Source organism: Micromonospora sp. R77 (assembly GCF_022747945.1).
In the GTDB taxonomy this organism is placed as follows: Bacteria; Actinomycetota; Actinomycetes; order Mycobacteriales; family Micromonosporaceae; genus Micromonospora.
Genome location: NZ_JALDST010000001.1, coordinates 1,192,531 through 1,217,276, shown reverse-complemented (window position 1 = coordinate 1,217,276; position 24,746 = coordinate 1,192,531). Strand labels below are relative to the sequence as shown.

Here is a 24,746-nt window from a genome sequence, read left to right as displayed (position 1 = left end):
GAACGCCACCATGCGTAGAAGTCTCGCCGGCGCGGTCGCAGCCGCGCTGGCAGCCACGGCGGCCGCCGTCGCCGTCCAGTTCGCCGCCGCACCCGTCCCGTCGGCCGCCGCCGCCTCGGCCGAGCCGTACACCTGGCGCAACGTCCGGATCGACGGCGGCGGCTTCGTCCCCGGCATCGTCTTCAACCCCACCGAGAAGAACCTGATCTACGCCCGGACCGACATCGGGGGCGCGTACCGGTGGGAGCAGGCGACCCGCTCGTGGACGCCGCTGCTGGACTGGGTGGGCGCCGACAAGTGGGGCTGGAACGGCGTGGTCAGCCTGGCCACCGACCCGGTCCAGACCAACCGGGTGTACGTCGCGGCCGGCATGTACACCAACGGCTGGGACCCGAACAACGGGGCGATCCTGCGCTCGGCCGACAAGGGCGCCACCTGGCAGGCCAGCGAACTGCCGTTCCACCTCGGCGGGAACATGCCCGGCCGGGGGATGGGCGAGCGGCTGACGGTCGACCCGAACCGCAACAGCGTGCTCTATCTGGGTGCGCCCAGCGGCAACGGGTTGTGGCGCAGCACCGACTACGGTGCCACCTGGGGCAAGGTGACCAGCTTCCCCAACGTCGGCAACTATCCCTCCACCGGCGCCGACAACCAGGGCATCGTCTGGGTCAGCTTCGACAAGAGCACCGGTACGGCCGGCACCGCCACGAAGACCATCTACGTCGGCGTGGCGGACAAGGCCAACCCGGTCTACCGCTCCACCGACGCGGGCGCCACCTGGCAGGCGATCCCCGGCGCCCCCACCGGCTTCATCGCCCACAAGGGTGTGGTGGACCCGGTGGGCGGCTACCTCTACCTCGCCACCAGCGACACCGGCGGCCCGTACGACGGCGGCAAGGGCGACGTGTGGAAGTTCAGCCGGACCAGCGGCGCGTGGACCCGGATCAGCCCGGTCCCGTCGACCAGCACCGACGACACCTTCGGCTACTCCGGCCTGACCATCGACCGGCAGCACCCGAACACCCTGATGGTGGGCACCCAGGTCTCCTGGTGGCCGGACGCGGTCTTCTGGCGCAGCACCGACGGCGGTGCCACCTGGACCCGCATCTGGGACTGGACCTCCTACCCGAACCGCAGCTTCCGCTACAAGATGGACGCCTCCTCGGTGCCGTGGCTGACCTTCGGCAACGCCAACCCCGCCCCGCCGGACACCTCGCCGAAGCTGGGCTGGATGAACGAGTCGATCGAGATCGACCCGTTCGACTCGAACCGGATGATGTACGGCACCGGCGCGACCGTCTACGGCACCACCGACCTGACCAAGTGGGACACCGGCGGCCAGTTCACCATCACCCCGATGGTCAAGGGGCTGGAGGAGACCGCCGTGCTCGACCTGATCAGCCCGCCCTCGGGTGCGCCGCTGCTCAGCGCCCTCGGTGACATCTCCGGCTTCAGGCACGACGACCTGGACACCGTGCCCGGCTGGACGTACACCAACCCCGGTTGGGGGCCGCACGACCTGGACTACGCGGAGACGAAGCCGAGCGTGATCGTCCGCGCCGGTAGCTTCAAGGACGCCGACCGACCGGGGGACAGCCACGTCGCCTTCTCCACCGACGGCGGCACCACCTGGTTCCAGGGCAGCGAGCCGGCCGGCCTCACCGACGGCGGCGCGGTCGCCGCGGCGGCCGACGGCAGCCGCTTCCTCTGGGCCCCGGGTGACGCCGGCGCGGCCGTCGTCCACTCGGTCGGCTTCGGCACCTCCTGGTCCGCCGCCACCGGCATCCCGGCGAACGCGCAGATCGCCGCCGACCGGGTCAACCCGAACCGGTTCTACGGCTTCAGCGGCGGCAAGGTCTACGCCAGCACCAACGGCGGGGCGAGCTTCACCGCGACCGCCGCCACCGGGCTGCCGACGTCCGGCCGGTTCAAGGCCGTTCCCGGTCAGGAGGGGGAGCTCTGGGTGACCGGCTCCGGCGGGCTGTGGCGCTCGACCGACGGCGGCGCCAGCTTCACCAAGCTCGCCGCGGTCGGTGCCGCCGGCAACGTCGGCTTCGGCAAGGCGGCACCCGGCCAGACCCACCCGGCGGTGTTCGTCATCGGCACGGTGGACGGCACGCGTGGGGTGTTCCGGTCCGACAACGCCGGCGGGAGCTGGGTGCGGATCAACGACGACCAGCACCAGTACGGCAACGCCGGTGACGCCCTGACCGGTGACCCCCGGGTCTACGGGCGGGTCTACCTCGGCACCAACGGCCGGGGCATCCTGGTCGCCGACCGGCTCGGCGGCACCCCCGGCCCGACGCCGACCTCGGCCAGCCCGACCCCGACGGCACCGAGCCCGACGCCCACCTCGCCGAGCCCGACGCCCAGCTCGCCCAGCCCGACCCCGACCTCGCCGAGCCCGACGCCGACGACCCCGCCGCCGTCCAGTGGCTGCGCGGCGACGTACGCGGTGACCAACTCCTGGTCGGGCGGGTTCCAGGCCGAGGTGACGGTGCGCAACTCCGGCACCGCCCCGATCGCCGGCTGGACGCTCGGCTGGACCTTCCCGAACGGGCAGAAGATCACCCAGCTCTGGAACGGCTCGTACACCCAGAGCGGGGCGACCGTGTCGGTGAAGGACCTCGGCTGGAACGGCAACCTGGGGGTCGGCGGCAGCACCAGCGTCGGCTTCCTCGGCAGCTGGACCGGCACCAACGGCGTACCGGCGGTGACCTGCACCAGTCGCTGACCGGTGCGGACGCGGTGGTCGTCCCGTCAGCTGCGGGGCGGCCACCCGCCGCCGGTGCGGTCGGTGACACGCGAACGGCGGTGCCCCGCGGAAGGGGGCACCGCCGTTCGTGGTCGGGTGGGTCAGCCGTCGAGGCCGACCGGGGAGTTCGGCCGGTCCACGTCCACGAACTCGATGTCGTCGGTGGTCCGGTCCCGGCTGCCGGCGGCCCGGGCAGCCGTTCCGGCGGCCCAGCCGATCGCCGCGCCGACCAGCGCGGCGCTGATCAGCAGCGTCCACGGCAGCGCCGGACGGCGTCCGGCGAGCGCGTCGAAGGCGAGGGTGGCCCGGCGCCGGGCCTCGTCGGCGGCGGAGCCGACCAGGTCGGTGGCGTCGTCGGCGAAACCGGAACCGCCGCGGCGGGCGGACCGGGCGGTGTCCCGGACGCTGTCACCGGCGGAGCTCACGGCGGAGACCAGGTTCTGCCACGCCTGGTCCGCGATCCGCTCCGGCTTGCGGCGATCCAGCAGGTTGGTTCCGAACATCGTGCCTACCTCCTCGGGTGCCAGAGCCCGGCCGCCACTTCGGACTCCGGTGGCCGTCCGGCGCGGGACTGTCGGTTCACCGCGCCAGTGCCCACTCGGGCACCGGCGCAAACCTGCGTGACGCTCGGCTCAGCGGACCGAGGTCACCGCGGTGCTTCGGGCGAAGTCGTCGTCGCCGTCGTCATCGTCGTCGTCCCCCGCGCCACCGAAGCCGCACGCCAGGACGAGGGTGAGCAGCGCGCCGACGCCGGCGAGCCCGAGCAGTCTCCTGAGCATCGATCTTCCTCTCCACGGCGGATGGTGTCCGCCCGATGCTAGGAAGTGCCGTCAATCACCCTTACGCGCCGCGCGTGCCGGGTGCGCGGCGGACCGGTGCCGGCCCGCTACCCTGGTCCGGCGGATCGACCGAACCCGGTCCGTCGTGGCAGAGTGGAAAGCTGCCAGCGGGAAAATTGCAGTCCGGAAGGTCCGGATACGGCACGCCCGTTGTGCCCAGTCCGCGAATTGCTCATCCCGAGGGGTGGCGACCGAGGCCGTCGGAGGAATACTCTCGGTCGCGGCCCGCGTACTGATGAGGCGCCCGATACGGGCGAGTGGAGGTGCTCGCGTGAGCCTGTCGATCGTGAAGTCGGTTCTGTCGGGTGGTGTCATCGAGATCGCCCCGCGCGGGGAGATCGACGTCGACACCGCGTACGAGGTGCGCGAAGCGATCGCCGAGGTGCTCGCCAAGGGCCGTCCCTCCCGGATCGAGCTGAACATGCGGCTGGTCACCTTCATCGACTCCGTCGGGATCAGCGCCATGGTGGCCGGCTTCCAGACCGCTGAGGTCAGCGGCGTGAAGCTGGTCGTCACCGAGCCCAGCCGGTTCGTGCACCGGCAGCTCTGGGTCACCGGGCTGCTCGGTCTCTTCGGCGCCCCGGAGCCCTACCTCGCCGGCCTCGCCACCCGCGAGGTGCTGCCCGGCGCCTGAGCGCCCGCGCCACCCGTCCGGCGGGAGACCGTCCGGCCGTTGCCAGCCCGCCCGGCGTACGGGACGATCGTGCGGACCGGCCACGGTGAGGAGACGGTGTGGGCAGGCGGGACACGTTCAGCTACACCGTCCAGGCGCGCTGCTCCCGGGCGGAGGCGGTGGCGTTGCTCGCCGATCCGTCCCGGCAGGCGGAGCTGCACCCGCTGATCGTCGGCGTCCGCCGGCTGGCGCCCCGTCCGGGCGTGCTGGCCAGCTACGCGATCACCGACCGGCTGGCGGTCGGCCCGCTGCGCTTCCCGGTGACCTACCAGGCCGACGTGCTGATCGCCACCGACGACGAGGTGGTGACGGTGGCCCGGCAACGACCGGCCACCACGGTGCGCAACCACACCCGGCTGCGCGACGAGCCGGGCGGCGTGGTCCGGATCGACGTCGAGATCACGCTGACCGCACCGGCACCGCTCTTCGGCTACGCCTTCCGGCAGGCCCGGGCGGCCCACCTCGGGCTGGCCAGCCGGCTCGGCGCGGTGCTCGACCGTGGTCCGGACGGCCCCGCCTGACCTCAGCCGCGCCGGCCGGCGGCGACCGGCCGAGGCGCGGGCCGGCGCAGCCGCCCCCACGGCTTGTAGGTGGAGAGCACGGTTGCCACGACCAGCAGCGTGCTGGAGACGGTCGGGGCGATCACCAGGTCCGCCCGCAGGTGGTCCGACGCCGCCGCCCCCAGCTCCCCGAGCCGCCGCACCCTGGGGGTGAGCAGCAGCAGGACCAGGCCGAGCATGACCGTGGTGAGGGCGAACTTCACCAGCACCCAGCGCCAGCGCAGCAGTCCCCACGGGGTGAGCAGCGCGCCGGCCACGCCGACCAGCCAGACCAGCACGCTCAGCGGCGCGAAGAGCCAGGTGACCACCAGCCCGGCGGTTGGATAGACCGCCTCCGGTGCGGCGCCGCGCAGCCCGGCGATCCCCAGGGTGAGCAGCGCCAGGTCCGCGCCGAGCCAGCCCAGCGAGGTGACCAGGTGCAGGGTCAGCAGGGCCTTGCGGGCGGTCGGGGAGAGTCGCCTCATGCCCCGATGCTCGCCCGTGCGGAGCGCGTCGTCGTGGGCCCGGCGGCGACATCCGGGGTACGTCCCGGGACGTAGCCGCCGGCCCGCCCCACCTCGGGCAGGCCGGCGGCCGGGGTCAGTAGACGGACAGGTGCACGTGGTTGGTGTGGTCGCTGGACGGGTCGCCGTTGCCGCCGCTGTACGCCTTCCAACCGCTGCTCGGCAGCCAGATCCGCTTGAACCAGATCACGTAGAGCACCGCCAGCGGGTCGGCGTTGCGGATGAAGTACGCCGACAGGTTGTCGCCGTACGTCCGGTCCCCGCCGGAGGCGACGCCGCCGAAGCCGTCGGTCTGCGCGGCGAAGTCGCAGGCCCGGCCCTTCGGGTGCTCACCCGACCCGCTCGGCCGGTGGCAGGAGACGTACCGCTTGAAGCCGGCCGCCTGGGCCTGCCGGAGCGCGTGCAGGGTGCGCGGGGTGATGCAGCCGTCGGCCGGGGTCGGGTCGTCCACGCTGCACGACTCGGGCGGCCAGGAGCCGTCCGAGTTGCGCGGTGCCGGGGTGGCGTCGGCGTTGGACGTGCCCCGGTTGCCGGTGCTGCCGCTGTCGGCGTCGCGGGCGCTCTCGGCCTTGTCGTTCGCCACCTCGAGGGCGCGTTCGGCCTGCTGCTTGCGCTTGTCCATCACCGAGACCTGCTTGCGCTGCTCCTGGATCTCGATGCCGAGCGCGGTCCGGGTGCGGGTGGCCTCGTCGCGGGTCTGGATCAGTTCGCGCAGCGCCCGGTCCTCGTGCGCGGCGACCTGGTCCAACGCCGCCGCACGGTCCATGAAGCCGTCCGGGCTGCTGCTGTTGAGCAGCGCCGACGCCGCGCTGAGCCGCCCGGTCCGGTACGCCACCCCGGCGATCTCACCGACGTTGGCGTCCCGGTTGGCCAGCTCCGCCTCGACGGTCGTGAGCTGCGCGTTGAGCTGCTGCTGCCGCTTGACCGAGCGGGCCAGCGCGGCCTTCGCCTCCAGCCAGCCCTTGCTGGCCGCGTCGAGTTGGGCGCGCAGCGCCGGGGTGCCGCCCTCGTCGTCGCCGGGGGCGGCGACGCGCAGCGGGGCGGCCCCCGCGGGGGAGACCGGCGCGACCGCGACGCCGAGGGCGAGCGTCGCGACGAGCAGGGCCGCCAGCCGCGCGGCCGTCCGTCGTACTGGTGCCACTGATGGCATGCACATGTCCTTCCGTCAGCCGCCGACCGGGTTAGCTGACGGGTTCGGGACGGAAGATCCCTACCGCTGACGCGGATGCACCCCACGAACATGGTTCCCCGGCTCGCCCTGCGGCGATTAGGCGGCGGCCACCGCAGGCGCCGGAGGGCGCCGCCCGGCGGAGGCCGCGGTCGAGCCTACCGGCGTGATGCCGGGCAGGCTCGGTACGCGGCCCTGCTCGAACGAGCCAAAACCGGCATAGCACCACAATAACCACAGAGATTTAAGCGTGTGCTAATTACCACTCCACCGCACCACAGGCCCCGGCCGACGCTCCGGGTTCGATCTGCAACGTGGCGTGATCGATGTGGAAGTCCTCGTGCAACGCCGTACGCGCCGCCGCCAGCACGTCGCCCACCTCGGCCCCCGGGGTCATGGTCAGGTGCGCGGAGGCCACCTCCATGCCCGAGGTCAGCGTCCAGACGTGCAGGTCGTGCACCTCGGCCACGCCGGGGACCGCGGCGAGCCGGTCGTGCACCGCGGTCACCTGGAGGTGCTCCGGGGCGGCCTGGACCAGGATGCGGACCGCCGCCCGGCCCAGCCGCCAGGTACGCGGCAGGATGAACACGCCGATGGCGACCGCCACCACCGGGTCCGCCCACCACCAGTCGGTGAGCGCGATGACCAGCGCGGCCCCGATCACGCCGAGCGAGCCGAGCAGGTCGCCCAGCACCTCCAGGTAGGCCCCGCGCAGGTTGATGCTCTCCTGCGCCCCGGCCCGCAGCAGGGCGAAGGCGACCAGGTTGGCGAGCAGGCCGAGCGCCGCCACGGCGAGCATCGGCCCGGCCAGCACCTCGGGTGGCGAGCCGAACCGGCGGACCGCCTCGACCAGCACGTAGACCGCGACCCCGCCGAGCAGCACGGCGTTGGCGAGGGCGGCCAGCACCTCCAGCCGATAGAGCCCGAAGGTGCGCTGCGGGTCGGTGTCGGCGCGCCGGGTGGCGGTGATCGCGGCGAGCGCCATGCCGATGCCCAGCACGTCGGTGAACATGTGCCCGGCGTCGGAGAGCAGCGCCAGCGAGCCGGTGGCGAACGCGGCGACCGCCTCGACCACCATCAGTGCGGCGAGGACCCCGAACGCGGCCCAGAGCCGGCCCCGGTGCCGGTGCGCGGCGTTGGTGATCGCGCCGCTGTGGTCGTGACCTGCGCCCACTCCCACACCCTCCGTCCCTCGGCCGAGCCCGACCCAATCTATGTTCACATTGCTATGTGTGCAAGTGAACGTCCGGCAACCGCCGCCACAACTGCCGGTGGGGCGACTCAGCCCGTCGGGTCGATCGTGGTCAGCCGCTGGGTGGCCCGGGACAGCGCCACGTAGAGCGTCCGTACCCCCGACCCCGGGTCCGCCCGGATCTCGCCCGGCGCGACCAGCACCACGCCGTCGTACTCCATGCCCTTGGCCTGGAGGCTGGTCACCACCTGGAGCCGGGAGCCGCCCAGGTCGCCCAGCCAGCCGGCCACCTCGTCCCGGCGCGGCACCGGCGTGATCACGCCGACCGTTCCCTCCACCTCGGCCAGCAGCGCGCCCGCCGCCTCGACCGTCGCGGCCGGCAGCGCGGCGGCCGGCACGGTCCGCTCGACCGGTTCGACCCCGGTGGACCGGACCGCCGTGGGCAGCGGCAGGTCCGGGTACAGCCGGCGGATCTCCGCCGCCGCCACCGCGAAGATCTCCGCCGAGTTGCGGTAGTTGGTGGTCAACGTGAACTGGTGCCGGCGTCGCCGCCCCAACGCCTGGTCCCGCGCCCGGGTCAGCTCCTCCGGGTCACCCGTCCAGGCGGTCTGCGCCGGGTCGCCCACCACCGTCCAGGACGCCAACCGGCCCCGCCGGCCGACCATCCGCCACTGCATCGGCGACACGTCCTGCGCCTCGTCGACCACCACGTGGGCGTACTCCCGGTAGTCCTCCGGACGTTCCCGGGCGGCGGCGCGGGCCGCCCGCTGCCGGTCGGCGGCGGTGCTCAGCTCGCGTACCCCACCGGCCAGCTGGAACGGGTCGCGCTTCGGTTTCGCCGGGCGCACCGGCTTGCCGAGCAGCGCGTCCAACTCGTCCAGCAGCGCGATGTCCGCGATGGTCAACCCGTCGACCTCCAGGCTCCGGTACGCCTCGGCCAACAGCCGGATCTCCGCACGGGACAGGATCCCGTCGGCGTACCGGCGCAGCCGCTCCGGTCGGGCCAGCCAACCGAGCACGTGCCGGGGATGCAGGCGGGGCCACCAGGCCTTCAGGAACTCCCGGAATTCGGGGCGCTCGATGATCTCGTCCTCGAAGGCGCGCTGCTCCGGCAGCCGACCGACCCGCAACCGGCGGGCCTGCGCGTACAACGCGGCGAGCACGCCGTCGAAACCGACCCGGCGCACCTCGTTGCGGCGGGCGCCGCGCACCAGCGCCCGGTCCCGGACGCCGTCCAGCTCGCGGCGCTCCAGTCGCAGCAGCTCACCCCGGTAGAGCAGCCGCAGCTCACCGGGGGAGTCCGGCACCGCGTCCCGGGCCGCGCGCTCCAGCACCCGGCGCATCCGCAACGACCCCTTCACCGCCGCCACGTCCGGCGGGTCGGTACGGGACGCCGACAGGCCCGGGAAGAGCGAGCCCAGCGAGTGCAGGGTGGCCGTCTCCTCGCCCAGCGACGGCAGCACCGAGGCGATGTACTCGACGAAGACGCCGGACGGGCCGACCACCAGGATGCCGCCGCCGGCGTACCGGCTGCGGTCGGAATAGAGCAGGTAGGCCGCGCGGTGCAGGGCGACGGCGGTCTTGCCGGTGCCCGGTCCGCCGGAGACGATCGTCACGCCGCTGCCGGGGGAGCGGATCGCCTCGTCCTGCTCCCGCTGGATGGTGGCGACGATGTCCCGCATGCCCCGGCCGGTGGCCCGGGACAGGGTGGCCAGCAGCGCCCCGTCACCCACCACCGCCATTTCCGGCGGGGCGGCGGCCGGGTCGAGCAGGTCGTCCTCGATCCGGGTCACCTTCTCGGCCGACGACCCGATGGTGCGCCGCCGGACCACGCCCATCGGCTCCGCCGGGGTGGCCTGGTAGAACGCGGCGGCGGCCGGCGCCCGCCAGTCCACCACCAGCGTCTCCGCGTCGTTCCCCCGGACCCCGAGCCGCCCCACGTGCAGCACCTGCCGGGTCCGCAGGTCGAGCCGGCCGAAGACCAGCCCCTCGTGCTCGGCGTCCAGCACGTGCCGCCGCTGCGCCGCGTGGAAGACCATCGCGTCCCGCTCCACCAGCGCGCCGAAGTTGCCGACCCGGGCCAGCCGGTAACCCTCCCGTTCCGCGTCGGCGGCGGACCGCCGCAGCTCGGCCAGGCGGGCGTACACCCGGTCGAGATGCCGCTGCTCGGCGGCGATCTCCCGTTCCAGGGTGGTCTGGTCGCTCAACGCGGGGGCTCCTGAGGTCGCGGGGCAGGCTGAATGAGGGTACGGGCACCGCGCCGGCCCGCGTCGGGGCCATGCCGCTCCCCGGCGCCCCGCCCGCCCGGCCCGACCGTTATCCGGCCGTTCCCACCCGGTTCGCCGGTTCCACCGCCGGCTGCCCCAGCACCTGCCCGAGCACCCCGGTCAGCGCCGCGTTGACCTCCGCCGGCCGCTCCATCATCAGCATGTGCCCGGCCCCCGGGCAGACCGTCAGCTCGGTGGCCGGCAGCACCCCGGCGATCGACTCCGCGCAGGGCGGCGGGGTCAGCCGGTCCCGGTCGCCGACCAGCGCGGCGGCCGGCAGGTGTCCCAGCGCGGCCAGGGTGTCCAGCCGGTGCTGGGCGCCGATCGAGGCGCGGAACCCGCCGATCGAGCGGAGCGAGGCGCGGGCCACCGCCGAGGTGACCAGCCGGATGTCGGCCGGGTCGCAGCGGTCGCCGAAGAGCATCCAGCGGATGCTCGGGCGCAGTGCGCGCAGCAGGGCGTGCGGTGGCCGCCAGGATCCGCACCGGGCCAGCACCCCGGCGCCGGTCGTCTCGGCGAGCCGGATCAACCGGGCGATCCGGGGGGAGAGGCCGTAGACGGTGTGGGTGTGCCCCTCGGCGGTGGTCGAGACGAAGACCAGCCCGGCGGTGCGGGCGGCGAAGTGGTCGGGGTGGCGGTGGGCGTACTCCATCACGGTCATGCCGCCCATCGAGTGCCCGACCAGGACGACCCGCCCGGTCGGGGCGAACTCGTCCACCACCGCGGCCAGGTCGTCACCGAGCTGGGCCAGCGTCGCCGTACGCAGCGCCATGCAGCTCGACCGGCCGTGCCCCCGGGCGTCGTAGGTGACCACCCGGACCCGGCCGCCGAAGCGCTCCCGGATCTCGGTGATCTGCCGGTGCCAGCTGCGCCCGTCGAGCGTCCAGCCGTGCAGCAGGACCGCGGTGACCTCGGCGTCGGCCGGCCCGGTCACCTCCACGTGCAGGCGTACGTCGTCGGGAAGCCGTACCTCCGTCTGCTCCGGCATCCGTCACCTCCCCAGGGCCGGCCGGCATCTCCACACCGGCGTAACCCGGCGGTAACAACCGGCTACCCGTCATGACAACACGCCAACCGTGCCGGTGAGAAGATTCGCAACCGGACTGTGCACGTTCGCCTGGGACGGCAAGACACGGAACCGCCCGCCGGGGGTGACCCGACGGGCGGTTCCGTGGTGTTGCGCGGGGAGGGCTCAGCCCTCGAAGACGCCGGCCTCGACGAGGCGCTTCTCGGTCTTGTCCCAGCCGTCACCCGGGTGGGCGGCGGCGAGGCCGTTGAGCTCCGCCCGGATCTTGGCGGCGTGGCCGGCGGCGGCCAGCACCCGGATCTCCTCGACGAAGGCGTCGGAGTCGGTACGCAGGTGCACGGTCTTGCCGTTGGTCAGGTTGCGCACGTACGCGTGCTTGCCGCTGTTGAGCGGGATCACGTACTTGAACTCGCCCAGCACGCTGAGGGCGCCACCCTGGCCAGCCTGGCCGGCCCGGACTGACGCGCGCGCGGTCTTAGAGGTGTTGCTCGCCACGGAGGTACTCCTTGCAGACGTACGGGAGGACTTGATCGTCCGGGGGCTGGTGCGGGTGACGCCCGGATGGAGCCTCGGCCCGCGAAGATGTACGGCGGCACAGAACCGCCCAGAGAACTGTACACGACCACGACCCCTGGCTGGTCATCGCGTCGTCTGACGGGGTCAACCGGGTCAGCCTCCCGGGTATTTCCCACCCGCGGCGCCCGGCGAATTTTCCGATTCCCTGGCGCACCATCCGTCACACGGGTCATCATGTGTTGCGGGATCCGCCTGGCGGACGAGGTCGTAGGGGAAGACGCACCTCGCTCTCCGGGAGGTCACCGTGCCAACGCGTGGCGTCGTATACGTCCACTCGACCCCGCTCGCCGTGTGCTCGCACGTCGAGTGGGCGATCGCGCGCGTCCTCGCCGCGCCGGTCAACCTGCAGTGGACGGCCCAGCCCGTCGATCCCGGCGCCCGCCGGGCCGAGTGCGGGTGGACCGGTAGCCCGGGGACGGGCGCCGAACTGGCTGCTGCCCTCCGGCAGTGGCCCATGATCCGTTTCGAGGTGACCGAGGAACCCGGTCCGGGCGCCGACGGCGAACGGTTCATGTACGTCCCGGGGCGTGGCCTGTTCCGGGCCACCGTCGGCGCGGCCGGCGACATCCAGCTCGGCGAGGACCGGCTGCGCGCCATCATGGCCGCCGCCCGCGCCCCCGAGGCCCTCGCGCACGCGCTGGACAAGGCCCTCGGCACCGCCTGGGACGCCGAACTGGAGCCCTACCGGTACGCCGGCGACGGCGCCCCGGTGACCCTGCTCACCCGGGTGGGGTGACAGGCAACCGAGTTGCCCCGATACGGTGGGCGACGTGTCGATTTCCTCGCGACGTGCCGGCGTCGCGCTCGCCGCACTGACCGCGCTGCTCGTCTCCGGGTGCTCCACGGACCCGGAACGGCCGCGCCCCACCCCGTCACCCGGCGGCTCCTCGGCCACCGCCACCGCGCCGAGCCCCACCGCCGGTGACCCCGCCGCCCGCGCGGCGGCCCTGGTCGGCACGCTGGCCGACGAGGACCTCGTCGGCCAGGTGCTGATGCCCTACGCCTACGGCAGCTCGGCGACCGATGTCTCGCCCGGCTCGGCCGCCGGCAACCGGGCGCTCGCCGGGGTGGACACCCCCGCCCAGATGGTGGCGAAGTACCGGCTCGGCGGGTTGATCCTGGTCGGCTTCAGCGCCGACGACCCCACCGGCGCCAACCAGGCCACCACCAACGTCGACAACCCGAAGCAGGTCCGGGAGCTGACCACCGGGCTGCGCGAGGCCGCCGGCAAGCTCGCCGCCGGCCCGGCGCCCTTCCTGATCGGCACCGACCAGGAGTACGGCGTGGTCACCCGGATCACCGACGGGGTGACCCTGCTGCCCAGCCCGCTCGCCGCCGGCGCGGCCGGGAAGCCGGCGCTGACCGAGGCCGCCTGGCGGGCCGCCGGCACCGAACTCGCCGCGATGGGCGTCAACCTCGACTTCGCCCCCGTCGCCGACGTGCTCGCCACCCGCAGCACAGTGATCGGCTCCCGCTCCTTCGGCGCCGACCCGACCAACGCCTCCGCCCAGGTCGCCGGCGCGGTACGGGGCCTCCAGTCGGCGGGCGTGGCGGCCAGCGTCAAGCACTTCCCCGGGCACGGCCTGAGCGCCACCGACTCGCACAAGGACGTGCCGGTCATCAGTCAGTCCCGGGCGGTCCTGGACCGCACCGCGTTCCCGCCGTTCCGCGCCGGGATCGACGCCGGCGCGCTGGCCGTGATGTCCGCCCACCTCGACGTGAAGGCGGTCGACCCCGGCACCCCGGCGACCTTCTCCCACAAGCTGCTCACCGACGTGCTCCGCGGCCAGCTCGGCTTCAAGGGCGTGGTGATCACCGACGGGATGAACATGCCGCCGGCGAAGCGCTGGTCGCCCGGGGAGGCGGCGGTCCGGGCGCTCACCGCCGGCAACGACCTGATCCTGATGACCCCGAACGTCGGCCAGGCGTACGACGGGCTGCTCGCCGCGCTGCGCGACGGTTCGCTGCCCCGGGCCCGGCTGGTCGAGGCGGCCACCCGGGTGCTCACCATGAAGTTCACCATCGCCGACCGCCCCACCCCGGAGATGTCCACGCTGAACAGCGCGGAACACCGGAAGGCCGCCGCCGAACTCGCCGCCGCGGCGGTCACCCAGCTGCGCGGCACCTGCGGCGCCCCGGTGCGCGGCCCGGTCACGGTGACCTCCTCGGGCGGCCGGGAGAAGACCCGGGCGGCGCTGACCGAGGCGCTCACCGCCGCCGGGGTGAAGGTGGTGCCGTCCGGCGGGACCGTGGTGCACCTCGTCGGGTACGGCGACGGCACGGGCGACCTGCGCGCCGACGCCGCCGTGACGGTCGCCATGGACACCCCGTACGTGCTGGCCGGCGCCAAGTCGCCCACCCTGCTGGCGACGTACTCGTCCGGCCGGGCGTCGATGACCGCCCTGGCCGACGTGCTCGCCGGCAAGGCTCGGCCGGGTGGCCGGAACCCCGTTCCGGTGAGCGGGCTTCCCGCCACCACCTGCGGCACCTGACGGACCGGCCGGGCGCGTTCCGGCCGATGCCCGCAGTCCGGTCGAGGCGACGGGCGGGTTCCGGGTCAGGACGGTGACGGAAAGTGATGGTTGCCCGTTGAGTGAGGTGACCACCTCGGTGCCTTTGCTCTGCCGCCACCGACGCAGCGCACACCGTCGGTTGACCGATGCGTCGGTGGCTGCAGAGCAAAGGGGAGCGGCACGGGTCGGGCCGCCGACGGACTGCCCCGCCGGAGCCCCAGCTCAGCGGGCTTGTGCCGCGGCGGGGCAGTGACGAGCGGCTGAGGTGCCGGAAAAATTGGTCACGCAGCGCGACGGTTCAACCGGCGTGGGGCGGTGTAACGCTGGGTGACCGGTGACCGGTGACGGGTCAGGCGCGGTGAACTCGCGGTGCCCGATCGCCGTCCACGGCGGGACGGTGGCCGGGGTCTCTCCGCGCCGTCACAGCGGGATGTTGCCGTGCGCGCCCCGGGCGGCCGGCGCGCCGGCCAGCGCCTCGGCGAGCCGCCGCCGGGTCTCCTCCGGTTTGATCACGTCGTCCACCACGCCGATCTCCAGCGCCCGGTTGACGCCACCGGCGACCCGGACCTGCTCCTCGACGAGCCGCTCCCGCAGCGCCTCCCGCTCCTCGGGCGGCGCGGCGGCGAGCCGCTTGCGGTGCAGGACGTTCACGGCGGCGCCGGCACCCATCACCGCGACCTCCGCGTTCGGCCAGGCGAAGACCGCGGTGGCGCCGAGCGAGTGCGAGTTCATCGCGATGTACGCGCCGCCGTACGCCTTGCGGGTCACCAGGGTCACCCGCGGCACCACCGCCTCGGCGAAGGCGTGCAGCAGCTTCGCGCCCCGCCGGACCACGCCGTCCCACTCCTGGCCCACCCCGGGCAGATACCCGGGCACGTCGACCAGCACGACCAGCGGCACCCCGAGCGAGTCGCACATCCGCACGAACCGGGCCGCCTTCTCGGCGCTGGACGCGTCCAGGCAGCCGCCCAGCCGCAGCGGGTTGTTGGCGACCACGCCGACCGTCCGGCCGGCGAACCGGCCCAGCGTGGTCACGACGTTCGGCGCCCACTTGGCGTGCAACTCCACACCGGGGACGTCCAGCAGCGCCCTGACCACCGGCTTCACGTCGTACGCCCGGTTGGTTCCGGTCGGCATCGGCGCGGTCAGGTCGTGCCCGTCCTCGACGCCGACCGGCACGTCGTCGGGACAGAGCCGGCCCTGGCGACCCAGCAGGGCCGCGAGCCGGCGTGACTCGCTCAGCGCCGTCCCGTCGTCGGCGCAGGTCACGTGCACCACGCCGGACCGCCGGCCGTGCGGCTCGGGGCCGCCCAGGCGCTCCATGTCGACCTGCTCGCCGGTGACGCTGCGGACCACCTCGGGACCGGTGACGAAGATCCGGCCGGCCCCGCTCATCACCACGATGTCGGTCAGCGCCGGCCCGTACGCGGCGCCCCCGGCGGCGGGGCCGAGCACCACGGAGATCTGTGGCACCCGCCCCGAGGCCCGGACCATGGCGGCGAAGACCTGCCCGACGGCGTCGAGCGCCACCACGCCCTCGGCGAGCCGGGCACCGCCGGAGTGCCAGAGGCCGAGCACCGGCACCCGTTCCCGCACCGCCGTGTCGATCGCGTCCACCACGTGCCGGCAACCGTCGATGCCCATCGCGCCGCCCATCCGGGTGGCGTCCGTGGCGTACGCGATCGCGGCCGTGCCGTCGATCTCACCCCGCGCCCAGAGCACGCCGGAGGCGTCCCGCGGCGCCATCAGGCGCAGCGAGCCGGTGTCGAACAGGGCGCGGAGCCGGACCTCGGGGTCGCGGTGGTCCGTCGCACTGTTCGGGCTCGTGGCGGTCCTGGTCACTGGTGCCTCCCGGCCGTGCGCTCAGACCCGCGTGAAGACGAGGGCCACGTTGTGGCCGCCGAAGCCGAAGGCGTTGTTCAGTGCGGCGGGGATCTCCATGTGCCGCGCCTTGTGGGCGACCACCTCCAGGTTGAGGCCCTCGTCCGGGTCGTCCAGGTTGATCGTCGGAGGGATCACCCCGTCCCGGATCGACAGGATGGTGGCGATCGACTCCAGCGCCCCCGCCGCGCCGAGCAGGTGACCCGTCATCGACTTGGTCGCCGTCAGCACCGGGTGGTCGCCGAGCGCCTTGTGCAGCGCGCCGATCTCCAGCATGTCGCCGACCGGGGTCGACGTGGCGTGCGCGTTGACGTGCACGATGTCCGTCCTCGCCACGTCCGCGTCGGCGACGGCCTTCGCGATGGCCCGGATCGCGCCCTCGCCCTCGGCGTGCGGCTGCACGATGTCGTACGCGTCGGAGGTGATGCCGGAGCCGGCGAGCCGGGCGTACACCCGGGCGCCGCGCGCGGCGGCGTGGTCGGCCCGCTCCAGGACCACCACGCCCGCGCCCTCACCGAGCACGAACCCGTCCCGGCCCTTGTCCCACGGGCGGGAGGCCCGCTCGGGGTCGTCGTTGCGGGTCGACATGGCCCGCATCGAGGCGAACCCGGCGATCGGCAGCGGGTGGATGACCGCCTCCGTGCCGCCGGCCACCACCACGTCGGCGCGGCCGGCGCGGATCATGTCCAGCCCGAGCGCGATCGCCTCCGCACCGGTCGCGCAGGCGCTCGCCACGGTGTGCACGCCGGCCTTGGCGCCCAGTTCCAGCCCGACCCAGGCGGCCGGGCCGTTCGGCATCAGCATCGGGATGGTGTGCGGGGAGACCCGGCGCGGGCCGGACGCCTCCAGGATGTCGTCCTGGGCGAGCAGGGTCAGCGCACCGCCGATGCCGGAGCCGACGCTGACGCCCAACCGCTCCGGGTCGAGCCCGGAGTCGGCCAGGCCGGCGTCCGCCCAGGCCTGCTGCGCCGCGATGATCGCGATCGCCTCGGACCGGTCCAACCGGCGCAGCTTGACCCGGTCGAGCAGGCCGGCCGGATCCACCGCCAGCGTGGCGGCGATCCGGACCGGCAGTTGCTCGGCCCACTCCTGGGTGAGCGCACTCACCCCGGAGCGGCCGGCGAGCATGGCGTCCCAGGTCGACGCGACGTCCCCGCCGAGCGGGGTCGTCGCGCCGAGCCCGGTGACGACGACGTCGGGACGACTCATGATCAGGACTGCGCCGCGATGTAGCTGACCGCGTCCCCGACGGTCTTCAGGTTCTGCACCTCGTTGTCCGGGATCTTGACCCCGAACTTCTCCTCGGCGGCCACCACGACCTCCACCATGGAGAGCGAGTCGACGTCCAGGTCGTCGGTGAAGGACTTCCCCTCGGCCACGTCGTCCGGGTTCACCCCGGCAACCTCTTCGAGGATCTCGGCGAGGCCGGTGGTGATCTCGTCACGGGTCATTGTGGTGTGGTTCCTCTCCATAGGGGGTTGTTCTCCGCCGGCTGGCGGTGCGGTACGGCCGGGGCCGGACCGGGTCTTCAGGGGCAGCGGACGACCTGACCGGCGTAGGTCAGGCCGCCGCCGAAGCCGAAGAGCAGCACCGGGGCGCCCGAGGGCACCTCCCGCCGCTCGATCAGCTTGGACAGGGCCAGCGGCACGCTCGCCGCCGAGGTGTTGCCCGACTCGACGATGTCCTTGGCGATGATCGCGTCCGGGATGTTCAGCCGCTTGGCGATGCCGTCGATGATCCGGGCGTTGGCCTGGTGCGGCACGAACGCGGCCAGCTCGGACGGGGCCACCCCGGCCCGCTCGCAGGCCTGCAGCGCCAGCGGGGCCAGCGCGGTGGTGGCCCAACGGAAGACCGACTGCCCCTCCTGCGCGATGTACGGCCGCCAGCCCTCGATGCGTACCGCGTCGCTCTTCTCCGGGGCCGAGCCCCAGACCACCGGTCCGATCCCGGCCGGCTCGCCGTCGGCGGTGGCGGTGACCACCGCGGCCCCGGCGCCGTCACCGAAGATGATGCAGGTGGAGCGGTCGGTCCAGTCGGTGAAGTCGGAGAGCTTCTCCGCCCCGATCACCAGCGCGTTGCGGGCCGCGCCGGCCCGGATGGCGTGGTCGACGGTGCCGAGCGCGTACGCGAAGCCCGAGCAGGCGGTGTTGAGGTCGTACGCGGCGGGCGCGGTGATGCCGAGCTTGGCGGCGACCCGGCAGGCCACGTTGGGGCTGCGGTCGACCGAGGTGCAGGTGGCGACCACGACGAGGTCGATGTCGGCGGCGGTGAGGCCCGAGTTGGCCAGCGCCTTGCCGGCGGCGGCGGTGGCCATGTCGGCGACCGTCTCGTCACCGGCGATCCGGCGGCTGGCGATGCCGACCCGGTCCCGGATCCACTCGTCGTTGGTGTCGACGAGCTGGGCGATGTCGTCGTTGGTGACCACCCGGGACGGCTGGTAGTGCCCCATCGCGAGGATCCTGCTGCCGGCCATCAGTGCCTGCCTTTCGTGTGGGACTGCGGGACCCGCAGGGCCGGCTCGTTGCGCGCGGTCACAGCTGCTGTCCGCCGATCCGGGCGAGCGGCTGGCCCGGGGCGACCGGGTCGTCGTGGTGGGCGAGCCACTCGGTGAGCAGCCCGCTGTCGTGCGCGGTGACCTCGACCGGCCCCTGCCGGGTGGCCACGTGCCCGATGACCTGACCGAGCCGCAGGTCGGCACCCTCGGCCAGGTCGGCGGCCGGGGTGAAGGTGCCGGCGGCGGGGGAGACCACCACCCGGAACTGGACCACCGGCTCGTGGCCGCGCAGTCCGCTGTGCCGGGCGATCAGGTCGCGGGCGGCGGGCAGGTCGTCGGGCGTGTTCAGGGTGACGATCTCGGGTACGCCGGTCGCCTTCAGCTCCCGCTTGAGCAGGCCGGCCAGGGTGCCGGCCGGCGGCAGCTCGATCACGCCGGTGACGCCGAGGTCGGCCAGGGTACGCATGCACAGGTCCCAGCGGACCGGCGCGGTGACCTGGCGGACCAGCCGCTGCACCATCTCCCGGCCGTGGTTGACCGCCGACCCGTCCAGATTCGACAGCAGGATCCGGACCGGGTCGCCCGGGGTGATCCCGGCCGCGATCCGGGACAGCGCCGCCTCGGCGGGCCCCATGTACGGGGTGTGGAAGGCGCCGGCCACCTTCAGCCGGGTGACCCGGGCCGGCGGGTCGGCGGCGAACTTGTCCAGCCCGTCCATCGAGCCGGCGACGACGATCTGCCCGGCGCCGTTGCGGTTGGCCGCGTACAGCCCGTGCGCCTCGATCGCGGCGAGCACCGCGTCGGGGTCGCCGCCGAGCAGGGCGGCCATCCCGGTGGGCTCCAGCGCGCAGGCGGCGGCCATCTCCCGGCCGCGTACCCCGGCGAGGGTGATGGCGGCCTCGGCCGGGAGCACCCCGGCGAGGGCGGCGGCGCCCAGCTCGCCGACGCTGTGCCCGGCGGTCACGGCGACGTCGTACATCGGCAGGTGCTCGGCGGCGAGCAGCGCCGCGGCGACCAGCAGCGGCTGGGTCCGGGCGGTGTCCTTGATCTCGTCGGCGTCGGCCTGCGTGCCGAGGTGCACCAGGTCGACGCCGGCCAGCGCGGACCACCAGCGCAGCCGGGCCTCCGTGCCGGTCAGGTCGAGCCAGGGAGCGAGGAAGCCGGGCTTCTGGGAACCCTGGCCGGGCGAGAGTACGGCGAGCACGTCTAAGACTCTGACGGATACTCACCGGTCGCGCTGTAGCGTCCGCCACCAAACCGCACTAGAAGGTTTGTCGGGTTCCTACAAAAATCGGCGGTGATCATCGCCGTTCTGTGACGTTTTTCGCACTCCTGCGTTCGCTGTCGGGCTCGGGACGGGTGTGACCGCCGGGACCGGGTCCAACCGGCCGACGGTCAGCGCCACCTGGAGGGCGAACGCGTCGCGCGGGGTGAGCGGGGAGAAGCCGGTCACCTCGGCCACCCGCTTCAGCCGGTAGCGCACCGTGTTGGGATGCACGAACAGGGCCCGCGCAGCGCTCTCCAGCGTGCCGCCGGCCGCGAAGAACGCGTCCAGCGTCTCCAGCAGTTCCCCGCTGGCCCGGGCCAGGGCGGCGTACACGTCGTGGCGCAACCGGCGCCGGGCCTCCGCGTCCCCGGCCAGGGCCCGCTCGGGCAGCAGGTCCCCGGCCGGCACCGGGCGCGGCGCGGTCGGCCAGGCCGGCCGCGCGGAAGCCGGCCAGCGCGGCCCGCGCCGACTCCGTCGCCTCGTCCAGACTGGGTACGGCCGGCCCGACCACCACCGGCCCGTCCCCGAACGCGGTGAGCAGCTTCTGCGTGGCGGACAACGGTTCGGCGGCCCCGCCGAGCACGATGACCAGCCGGTCGCCGTGCACCCCGCCGATCACCTCCACCCCGATCCGCCGGGCCTGCCGGTAGACGGTGTGCAGTACGGCGGCCACCTCGCCGCCTGGGAACGGCCCACCGCCACCGCCACCGGCGGGGCGTCCGGCCAGCCCAGCGCGGCGGCCCGGCTGGCCAGCACGTCCGGTGAGTCGCCGCGCAGCAGCGCGTCCACCAGCAGCGCCTGCAACCGGGCGTCCCAGGAGCCGCGGGACTCCGCGGCCCGCGCGTAGACCCGGGCGGCGGCGAAGGCGATCTCCCGGGAGAAGCGCAGCACCGCCTCGCGCAGTTGCTGCTCCTCGCCCTTGACCGCCAGGTGCGACACCTGCTCCTCGACCACGTCGATGGTCACCTTGATCAGCGCCACCGTCTGCTGGAGGCTGATCGACCGGGCGAGCGCCTGCGGAGCGGTGGCGAAGACCTCGTCGGAGACCTCCTGCGTGCTGTCCGCGGTGCCGCCGCCCTCGCGCAGCCACTGCACCAGCGACCGGGCGCCGGCCTGGGCCACCAGCATGACCCAGGAGCGCTGGTCCGCGGGGAGCGACCGGAACCAGGGCAGGGTCTCGTCCATCCGGGAGACGCTGGCGGTCGCCAGCGCCCCCGCCGCCCGTTCGATCCGGCGCAGGGTGGCCGACAGGTCGCTGGCGCCCGGCTCGCTCACCACTCCAGCCTGACATGTGCTGACCTGCGCCGGGACGCCGAGGTCCGGCTGCCGGCGGGACGCGGCTCGACGCGGCACCACCGGCCGGCGAGAATGATCTCCCGTGACCGACATCGACACCGCCACCGACCACGGGACCGCCGCGCTGGCCCGCGACATCGACGCCACCTGCCGGCTGACCGGACGTTTCGTACTGCGCTCCGGCCGGGTGGCCGACGAGTACTTCGACAAGTACCGGTTCGAGGCCGACCCGGTGCTGCTGGACCGGGTCGCGGCCGGCCTGGCCGCGCTCGTCCCGCCCGGCACCGAGGTGCTGGCCGGCCTGGAGATGGGGGGCATCCCCGTCGTCACCGCGCTGGCCCGGCACGTCGGCCTGCCGTGCGCCTTCGTCCGCAAGACCGCCAAGCCGTACGGCACCGCCCGGCTCGCCGAGGGGGCCGAGGTGGCGGGCCGGCGGGTGCTGGTGGTGGAGGACGTGGTCACCTCCGGCGGCCAGGTGGTCATCTCCACCGGCCAGCTCCGCGAGCTGGGCGCCCGCATCGACCACGCGCTCTGCGTGATCGACCGCGCCGAGGGCGGTGGCGAGGCGCTCGCCGGGCACGGCATCACGCTGCGTGCCCTGCTCACCCGGGCCGACCTGGAGGCGCACCGGGCCGGCTGAGCGCCGCCGGCCCCGGCCGGCGGGAACGATCACGGCCACCGGTCGAGGCGGGTACGCGCCGCACCGGGCGTCAGGACCGGCCAGTACGGTGTCAGAGTCCGTGGGGGCGACCTGCCCCACGGGCGATGGCGAGCGTGAGGAGACCGGGATGGCGCACGGGGAGGCCGAACATGGCTGCGCCCAGGGCGAGCCCTGCCGGCCGGGCCACGACCCGGCAGCGGCGGGCAAGCACCCCCGCCGGTCGAGCGGTGTGACGCATGCGGCGGAGCCGACGGTCGGGCGGGTGCCCGAGCGGGCCGAGGACGACGTGCCGGTGCCCCGGCAGCGGGACCGGAGCCGGCCGTGCCGGCCACGGCGCCCGCCCAGGGCTGCCGCAGCGAGCTGGCCGGCTGGGCCGGCGCGCACCAGCACGGCGCGGTCCGCCCGCGTACCCGGGCGATCCGCCGGGAACGGCCGCCACGCCGCTGGTGCTGACCACGCGGAGGCCGCCCGGCGGCTAGCGTGGGCAGGGTGAAGGCGATCGCGATCGACGCGTACGGCCCGGCCGAGACACTCACCCTCCGGGAGTTGCCGGACCCGCCGGTCGGCCCGGACACCGTGCTGGTGCGGGTCCGCGCCGCCGGGGTCAACCCGGTCGACTGGAAGGTGCGCGACGGGCACCTGGCCGGTGCGCTGCCGACCCATTTCCCGCTGGTGCCCGGCTGGGACGCCGCGGGGGTCGTGGAAGCCGTCGGGCCGGCGGTCACCGGCTTCGCGGTGGGGGACGAGGTGATCGGTTACGTCCGGCGCGACGACGTCCAGCACGGCACGTACGCGGAGCTGGTGCCGGCCCCGGAGCGGACCCTGGCGGACAAGCCGGTGCAGGCGTCCTGGGTCGAGGCGGGTGGGCTGCCGCTGGCCGGACTGACCGCGTACCAGGCGTTGCAGTTGGCGCGCACCGGAGCGGGGGACACCGTGCTGGTGCACGGGGCCGCCGGCGGGGTGGGCCACCTGGCGGTGCAGGTGGCCCGGGCGCTCGGCGCGGACCGGGTGATCGGCACGGCGAGCGAGGCCAACCACGACTTCGTCCGGTCGTTGGGCGCCGAACCGGTCAGCTACGGCGACGGCCTGCTGGACCGGGTCCGCGCGGTCGCGCCCGACGGGGTGGACGTGGCGCTGGACCTGTTCGGCGGCGACGCGCTGGACGTGTCGGCCGAGCTGCTGACCCGCCCGGCCCGGCTGGTCTCGACCGCCGACCCGGAGCACGTCACCCGGCTGGGCGGCAGCTATCTGTTCGTCAAGCCGTCCACCGCCGACCTGAGCATGCTGGCCGGACTGGTCGACGCCGGCCGGCTCACGGTGCACGTGGCCCGGACGTTCCCGCTGGCCGAGGCGGGCCCGGCGCAGCGGTTGGTGGCGGAGGGGCACGTCCGGGGCAAGGTCGTGCTGGAGGTGTGACCGGTGGGCCGTCCCGGTGCGGTCGCCGGGCGGCCCGGTCAGTGGGTGCGGCGCCGGATGAGCAGCGCGATCCCGGCGAGCCCGAAGGTGATCACGAGCATCACCCCGACGTTGAGCAGCAGCAGCCGCTGGAGTTCGCCGAGCGCCTCGTCGATGTCCTGCGCCGGGTTCATGCTGTCCTCGGGGATGACCCGCTCGCCGCCGCCGACACCACCGCTGACCGTGTCGAACTGCCGCTCCAGCGGCACCCCCGCGGTACGCAGCGACTCGGACATGTTGAGCCGGCCGAAGAACCAGCCGGCCTTGGCCTTGCCCGGGCCGGGCTGCCGGGCCGGACGGTAGACCCGGGGCCCGCCCCTGGCCAGCGGATAGAGGTCGTACGTCGACCGGGGGACCTCGCCGGCGAGCACCACGATCGTGTACTTCGGACCGAGGCTGTCGGCGGCCGGCCCGCGCTGCTGGCCGGTGCTGCCGAGCCAGCTGACCTGGTCGATGACCGCGCCCACCTCGACCGGTTGGGTGTCGGCGCGCAGCCGCAGCGGCTCGCCGAGCCGGTCACCGGAGATGTCCACCCCGGCCGGTGGCGGCTTCGGCGGCGCGACCCCGGCGGCGCGGACCGGTGCGCCGACCAGGGCCAGCGAGGCTGCGGTCACGATCAGCGCCCCGGTCACCGCGGCCAGCAGCCGCCTCACCTGTCGGACCATCGCCGCCTCCTCGCCCCGTTCGATGGGTGGCTTCCACTGCAGGTGACACGCTGACCGGAAGACGGCGGTGGCCGTGCCCGCAGACCGGGTGTCCACCTCAAAGACTCCGCAGAACGTCGCTGGGTTGCAGCTGCTGGAAGAGTAATTGGAACTATGTGCGATCTGCGCCCGACTAACGAGCGACCGTTGATCAGCGGCCGGATCGTACCTTTACGGAGGAGTGCATGGGGGGCAGGACCGTACGTGTGGCGCGTGCCTGGGTGACCGTTCTCGGCGTGGCGATCGGCGTGTCACTGGCGTTGCCGGCCGTGCCGGCGGCGGCGCACAACTCGCTGACCGGCAGTGATCCGAAGAACGGGGCCCGGCTGGCGACCGCCCCGAAGCGGATCGAGCTCCGTTTCCTCGCCACGCCCTCCCCGGATACGACGAGGATCACAGTCACCGGGCCGGACCGTGCCACGGCCTCCGGTGCGCCGACCTTCGCCGGTAACCGGGTGAGCGTGCCCTTCGTGGCGGGTCCGCCCGGCGTCTACACGGTCGCGTACCAGGTCGGCTCGACCGACGGGCACCCGGTGCGGGGGCAGCTGACCTTCACCCTGACCGCCGGGGCGTCCGCGACCGCCTCGCCGAGCGCCCCGGCGACCAGCCCGTCGTCGGCCAGCGTCGCGCCCACCAGCGCGCCGGCCACCTCGGCCGCCGCCCGCCCGACGCCCGCCGCTTCGCCGACGGGTGACGCCGGGCGTACCGGATGGTGGTGGGCGCTCGGCGTGGTGGTCCTGGTCGTCGCGCTGGGTGCGGGGTTGCTCCTGCGGCGCCGCCGCCGCTGACCCGTCCGGTCGGGCCGCCGGCCGGCCCCGGCCCGGGGCCGGACCCACCTCCGCACGCCCCCTTTGCTCTGCGGCGGACACGACGCAGCACCCTGGGCGGGCCGAGGTGCTGCGTGGAGGGCTGCAG

22 protein-coding genes, 2 pseudogenes and 1 riboswitch are annotated in these 24,746 nt (G+C 74.2%); of the genes and pseudogenes, 9 read left to right on the top strand and 15 right to left on the bottom strand.

Annotation, left to right across the window (positions count from 1 at the left end):
- Positions 1 to 10: 10 nt before the first annotated feature.
- Positions 11 to 2,734 carry a cellulose binding domain-containing protein gene (locus MRQ36_RS05395; RefSeq protein ID WP_242793356.1) on the top strand — a complete coding sequence of 908 codons (2,724 nt, stop codon included), beginning with the start codon at positions 11 to 13 and terminating at the stop codon, positions 2,732 to 2,734.
- 122 nt (positions 2,735 to 2,856) lie between these two features.
- On the opposite strand, the gene MRQ36_RS05390 is transcribed toward MRQ36_RS05395, so the two are convergent.
- Positions 2,857 to 3,258 carry a hypothetical protein gene (locus MRQ36_RS05390; protein ID WP_242793354.1) on the bottom strand — a complete coding sequence of 134 codons (402 nt, stop codon included), beginning with the start codon at positions 3,256 to 3,258 and terminating at the stop codon, positions 2,857 to 2,859.
- A 129-nt stretch (positions 3,259 to 3,387) separates the two neighbouring features.
- Positions 3,388 to 3,534 (bottom strand): hypothetical protein, encoded by a 147-nt coding sequence (locus MRQ36_RS05385; protein WP_242793352.1) that lies wholly within the window; start codon positions 3,532 to 3,534, stop codon positions 3,388 to 3,390.
- A 331-nt stretch (positions 3,535 to 3,865) separates the two neighbouring features.
- Here MRQ36_RS05385 and MRQ36_RS05380 point away from each other — a divergent pair, with 331 nt between their 5' ends.
- Together MRQ36_RS05380 and MRQ36_RS05375 are read left to right on the top strand one after the other, a co-directional pair.
- Positions 3,866 to 4,228: an STAS domain-containing protein gene (locus tag MRQ36_RS05380; RefSeq protein WP_242793350.1), complete on the top strand. Its 363-nt coding sequence runs from the start codon at positions 3,866 to 3,868 to the stop codon at positions 4,226 to 4,228.
- Positions 4,229 to 4,326: 98 nt separating this feature from the next.
- Positions 4,327 to 4,788 carry an SRPBCC family protein gene (locus tag MRQ36_RS05375; protein WP_242793348.1) on the top strand — a complete coding sequence of 154 codons (462 nt, stop codon included), beginning with the start codon at positions 4,327 to 4,329 and terminating at the stop codon, positions 4,786 to 4,788.
- 2 nt (positions 4,789 to 4,790) lie between these two features.
- On the opposite strand, the gene MRQ36_RS05370 is transcribed toward MRQ36_RS05375, so the two are convergent.
- From MRQ36_RS05370 to MRQ36_RS05345, 6 genes are all read right to left on the bottom strand, one after another.
- A complete protein-coding gene (locus tag MRQ36_RS05370) occupies positions 4,791 to 5,291 on the bottom strand; it encodes a hypothetical protein (RefSeq protein ID WP_242793345.1) in 501 nt (166 codons plus the stop codon).
- Positions 5,292 to 5,406: 115 nt separating this feature from the next.
- Positions 5,407 to 6,480: a hypothetical protein gene (locus tag MRQ36_RS05365; RefSeq protein WP_242793343.1), complete on the bottom strand. Its 1,074-nt coding sequence runs from the start codon at positions 6,478 to 6,480 to the stop codon at positions 5,407 to 5,409.
- A gap of 4 nt (positions 6,481 to 6,484) precedes the next feature.
- Positions 6,485 to 6,614, bottom strand: a riboswitch (cyclic di-AMP (ydaO/yuaA leader).
- 143 nt (positions 6,615 to 6,757) lie between these two features.
- Positions 6,758 to 7,672 (bottom strand): cation diffusion facilitator family transporter, encoded by a 915-nt coding sequence (locus MRQ36_RS05360; RefSeq protein WP_242793341.1) that lies wholly within the window; start codon positions 7,670 to 7,672, stop codon positions 6,758 to 6,760.
- A 107-nt stretch (positions 7,673 to 7,779) separates the two neighbouring features.
- Complete coding sequence (locus MRQ36_RS05355) at positions 7,780 to 9,897, bottom strand: AAA family ATPase (RefSeq protein ID WP_242793339.1); 2,118 nt, start codon at positions 9,895 to 9,897, stop codon at positions 7,780 to 7,782.
- Between the two features lie 109 nt (positions 9,898 to 10,006).
- Entirely contained in the window at positions 10,007 to 10,945 is a 939-nt protein-coding gene (locus MRQ36_RS05350) for an alpha/beta fold hydrolase (protein WP_242793337.1), read from the bottom strand.
- Between the two features lie 204 nt (positions 10,946 to 11,149).
- Positions 11,150 to 11,479, bottom strand: a complete 330-nt coding sequence (locus MRQ36_RS05345) for a hypothetical protein (protein ID WP_242793335.1) — start codon at positions 11,477 to 11,479, stop codon at positions 11,150 to 11,152.
- A 325-nt stretch (positions 11,480 to 11,804) separates the two neighbouring features.
- Here MRQ36_RS05345 and MRQ36_RS05340 point away from each other — a divergent pair, with 325 nt between their 5' ends.
- Both MRQ36_RS05340 and MRQ36_RS05335 read left to right on the top strand, forming a co-directional pair.
- The gene (locus MRQ36_RS05340; RefSeq protein ID WP_242793333.1) at positions 11,805 to 12,296 is read left to right on the top strand and encodes a DUF3145 domain-containing protein; all 492 of its coding nucleotides are present in this window, start codon (positions 11,805 to 11,807) and stop codon (positions 12,294 to 12,296) included.
- A gap of 25 nt (positions 12,297 to 12,321) precedes the next feature.
- Complete coding sequence (locus MRQ36_RS05335) at positions 12,322 to 14,052, top strand: glycoside hydrolase family 3 protein (protein WP_242793332.1); 1,731 nt, start codon at positions 12,322 to 12,324, stop codon at positions 14,050 to 14,052.
- 441 nt (positions 14,053 to 14,493) lie between these two features.
- Here MRQ36_RS05335 and MRQ36_RS05330 read toward each other — a convergent pair whose 3' ends face one another.
- The 6 genes and pseudogenes from MRQ36_RS05330 to MRQ36_RS05305 all read right to left on the bottom strand — a co-directional run bounded on the left by MRQ36_RS05330 (position 14,494) and on the right by MRQ36_RS05305 (position 20,990).
- A complete protein-coding gene (locus MRQ36_RS05330; protein WP_308194782.1) occupies positions 14,494 to 15,915 on the bottom strand; it encodes a carboxyl transferase domain-containing protein in 1,422 nt (473 codons plus the stop codon).
- 21 nt (positions 15,916 to 15,936) lie between these two features.
- Positions 15,937 to 17,163: a beta-ketoacyl-ACP synthase II gene (gene fabF / locus MRQ36_RS05325; protein WP_242793330.1), complete on the bottom strand. Its 1,227-nt coding sequence runs from the start codon at positions 17,161 to 17,163 to the stop codon at positions 15,937 to 15,939.
- A gap of 2 nt (positions 17,164 to 17,165) precedes the next feature.
- The gene (locus MRQ36_RS05320; protein ID WP_030330276.1) at positions 17,166 to 17,405 is read right to left on the bottom strand and encodes an acyl carrier protein; all 240 of its coding nucleotides are present in this window, start codon (positions 17,403 to 17,405) and stop codon (positions 17,166 to 17,168) included.
- Positions 17,406 to 17,482: 77 nt separating this feature from the next.
- A complete protein-coding gene (locus MRQ36_RS05315) occupies positions 17,483 to 18,427 on the bottom strand; it encodes a beta-ketoacyl-ACP synthase III (RefSeq protein WP_242793328.1) in 945 nt (314 codons plus the stop codon).
- A gap of 58 nt (positions 18,428 to 18,485) precedes the next feature.
- Positions 18,486 to 19,652, bottom strand: coding sequence for an acyltransferase domain-containing protein (locus tag MRQ36_RS05310; protein ID WP_242793326.1), 1,167 nt, complete (start codon positions 19,650 to 19,652; stop codon positions 18,486 to 18,488).
- Between the two features lie 78 nt (positions 19,653 to 19,730).
- Positions 19,731 to 20,990: pseudogene (locus MRQ36_RS05305) on the bottom strand (PucR family transcriptional regulator).
- Positions 20,991 to 21,102: 112 nt separating this feature from the next.
- Here MRQ36_RS05305 and MRQ36_RS05300 point away from each other — a divergent pair.
- From MRQ36_RS05300 to MRQ36_RS05295, 3 genes and pseudogenes are all read left to right on the top strand, one after another.
- The gene (locus MRQ36_RS05300) at positions 21,103 to 21,651 is read left to right on the top strand and encodes an orotate phosphoribosyltransferase (RefSeq protein ID WP_242800849.1); all 549 of its coding nucleotides are present in this window, start codon (positions 21,103 to 21,105) and stop codon (positions 21,649 to 21,651) included.
- Positions 21,652 to 21,799: 148 nt separating this feature from the next.
- Positions 21,800 to 22,125, top strand: a pseudogene (locus MRQ36_RS33825) (hypothetical protein).
- 36 nt (positions 22,126 to 22,161) lie between these two features.
- On the top strand, positions 22,162 to 23,088 hold the full coding sequence (locus MRQ36_RS05295) for an NADP-dependent oxidoreductase (protein ID WP_242793324.1): 927 nt from the start codon (positions 22,162 to 22,164) through the stop codon (positions 23,086 to 23,088).
- Between the two features lie 38 nt (positions 23,089 to 23,126).
- Here the strand turns inward: MRQ36_RS05295 and MRQ36_RS05290 are convergent, their stop codons facing one another.
- Positions 23,127 to 23,792, bottom strand: coding sequence for a hypothetical protein (locus MRQ36_RS05290; protein WP_242793322.1), 666 nt, complete (start codon positions 23,790 to 23,792; stop codon positions 23,127 to 23,129).
- A 275-nt stretch (positions 23,793 to 24,067) separates the two neighbouring features.
- On the opposite strand from MRQ36_RS05290, the gene MRQ36_RS05285 reads away from it, so the two are divergent.
- Positions 24,068 to 24,619: a copper resistance CopC family protein gene (locus MRQ36_RS05285; RefSeq protein WP_242793320.1), complete on the top strand. Its 552-nt coding sequence runs from the start codon at positions 24,068 to 24,070 to the stop codon at positions 24,617 to 24,619.
- Positions 24,620 to 24,746: the final 127 nt, after the last annotated feature.

Bases quoted from the DNA above. Each gene is read 5' to 3' on its own strand.
- MRQ36_RS05385 (WP_242793352.1), bottom strand. From the start codon at position 3,534: ATGCTCAGGAGACTGCTCGGGCTCGCCGGCGTCGGCGCGCTGCTCACC.
- MRQ36_RS05370 (WP_242793345.1), bottom strand. From the start codon at position 5,291: ATGAGGCGACTCTCCCCGACCGCCCGCAAGGCCCTGCTGACCCTGCAC.
- MRQ36_RS05350 (WP_242793337.1), bottom strand. From the start codon at position 10,945: ATGCCGGAGCAGACGGAGGTACGGCTTCCCGACGACGTACGCCTGCAC.
- fabF (WP_242793330.1), bottom strand. From the start codon at position 17,163: ATGAGTCGTCCCGACGTCGTCGTCACCGGGCTCGGCGCGACGACCCCG.
- MRQ36_RS05290 (WP_242793322.1), bottom strand. From the start codon at position 23,792: ATGGTCCGACAGGTGAGGCGGCTGCTGGCCGCGGTGACCGGGGCGCTG.
- MRQ36_RS05395 (WP_242793356.1), top strand. From the start codon at position 11: ATGCGTAGAAGTCTCGCCGGCGCGGTCGCAGCCGCGCTGGCAGCCACG.
- MRQ36_RS05320 (WP_030330276.1), bottom strand. From the start codon at position 17,405: ATGACCCGTGACGAGATCACCACCGGCCTCGCCGAGATCCTCGAAGAG.
- MRQ36_RS05390 (WP_242793354.1), bottom strand. From the start codon at position 3,258: ATGTTCGGAACCAACCTGCTGGATCGCCGCAAGCCGGAGCGGATCGCG.
- MRQ36_RS05315 (WP_242793328.1), bottom strand. From the start codon at position 18,427: ATGGCCGGCAGCAGGATCCTCGCGATGGGGCACTACCAGCCGTCCCGG.
- MRQ36_RS05365 (WP_242793343.1), bottom strand. From the start codon at position 6,480: ATGCCATCAGTGGCACCAGTACGACGGACGGCCGCGCGGCTGGCGGCC.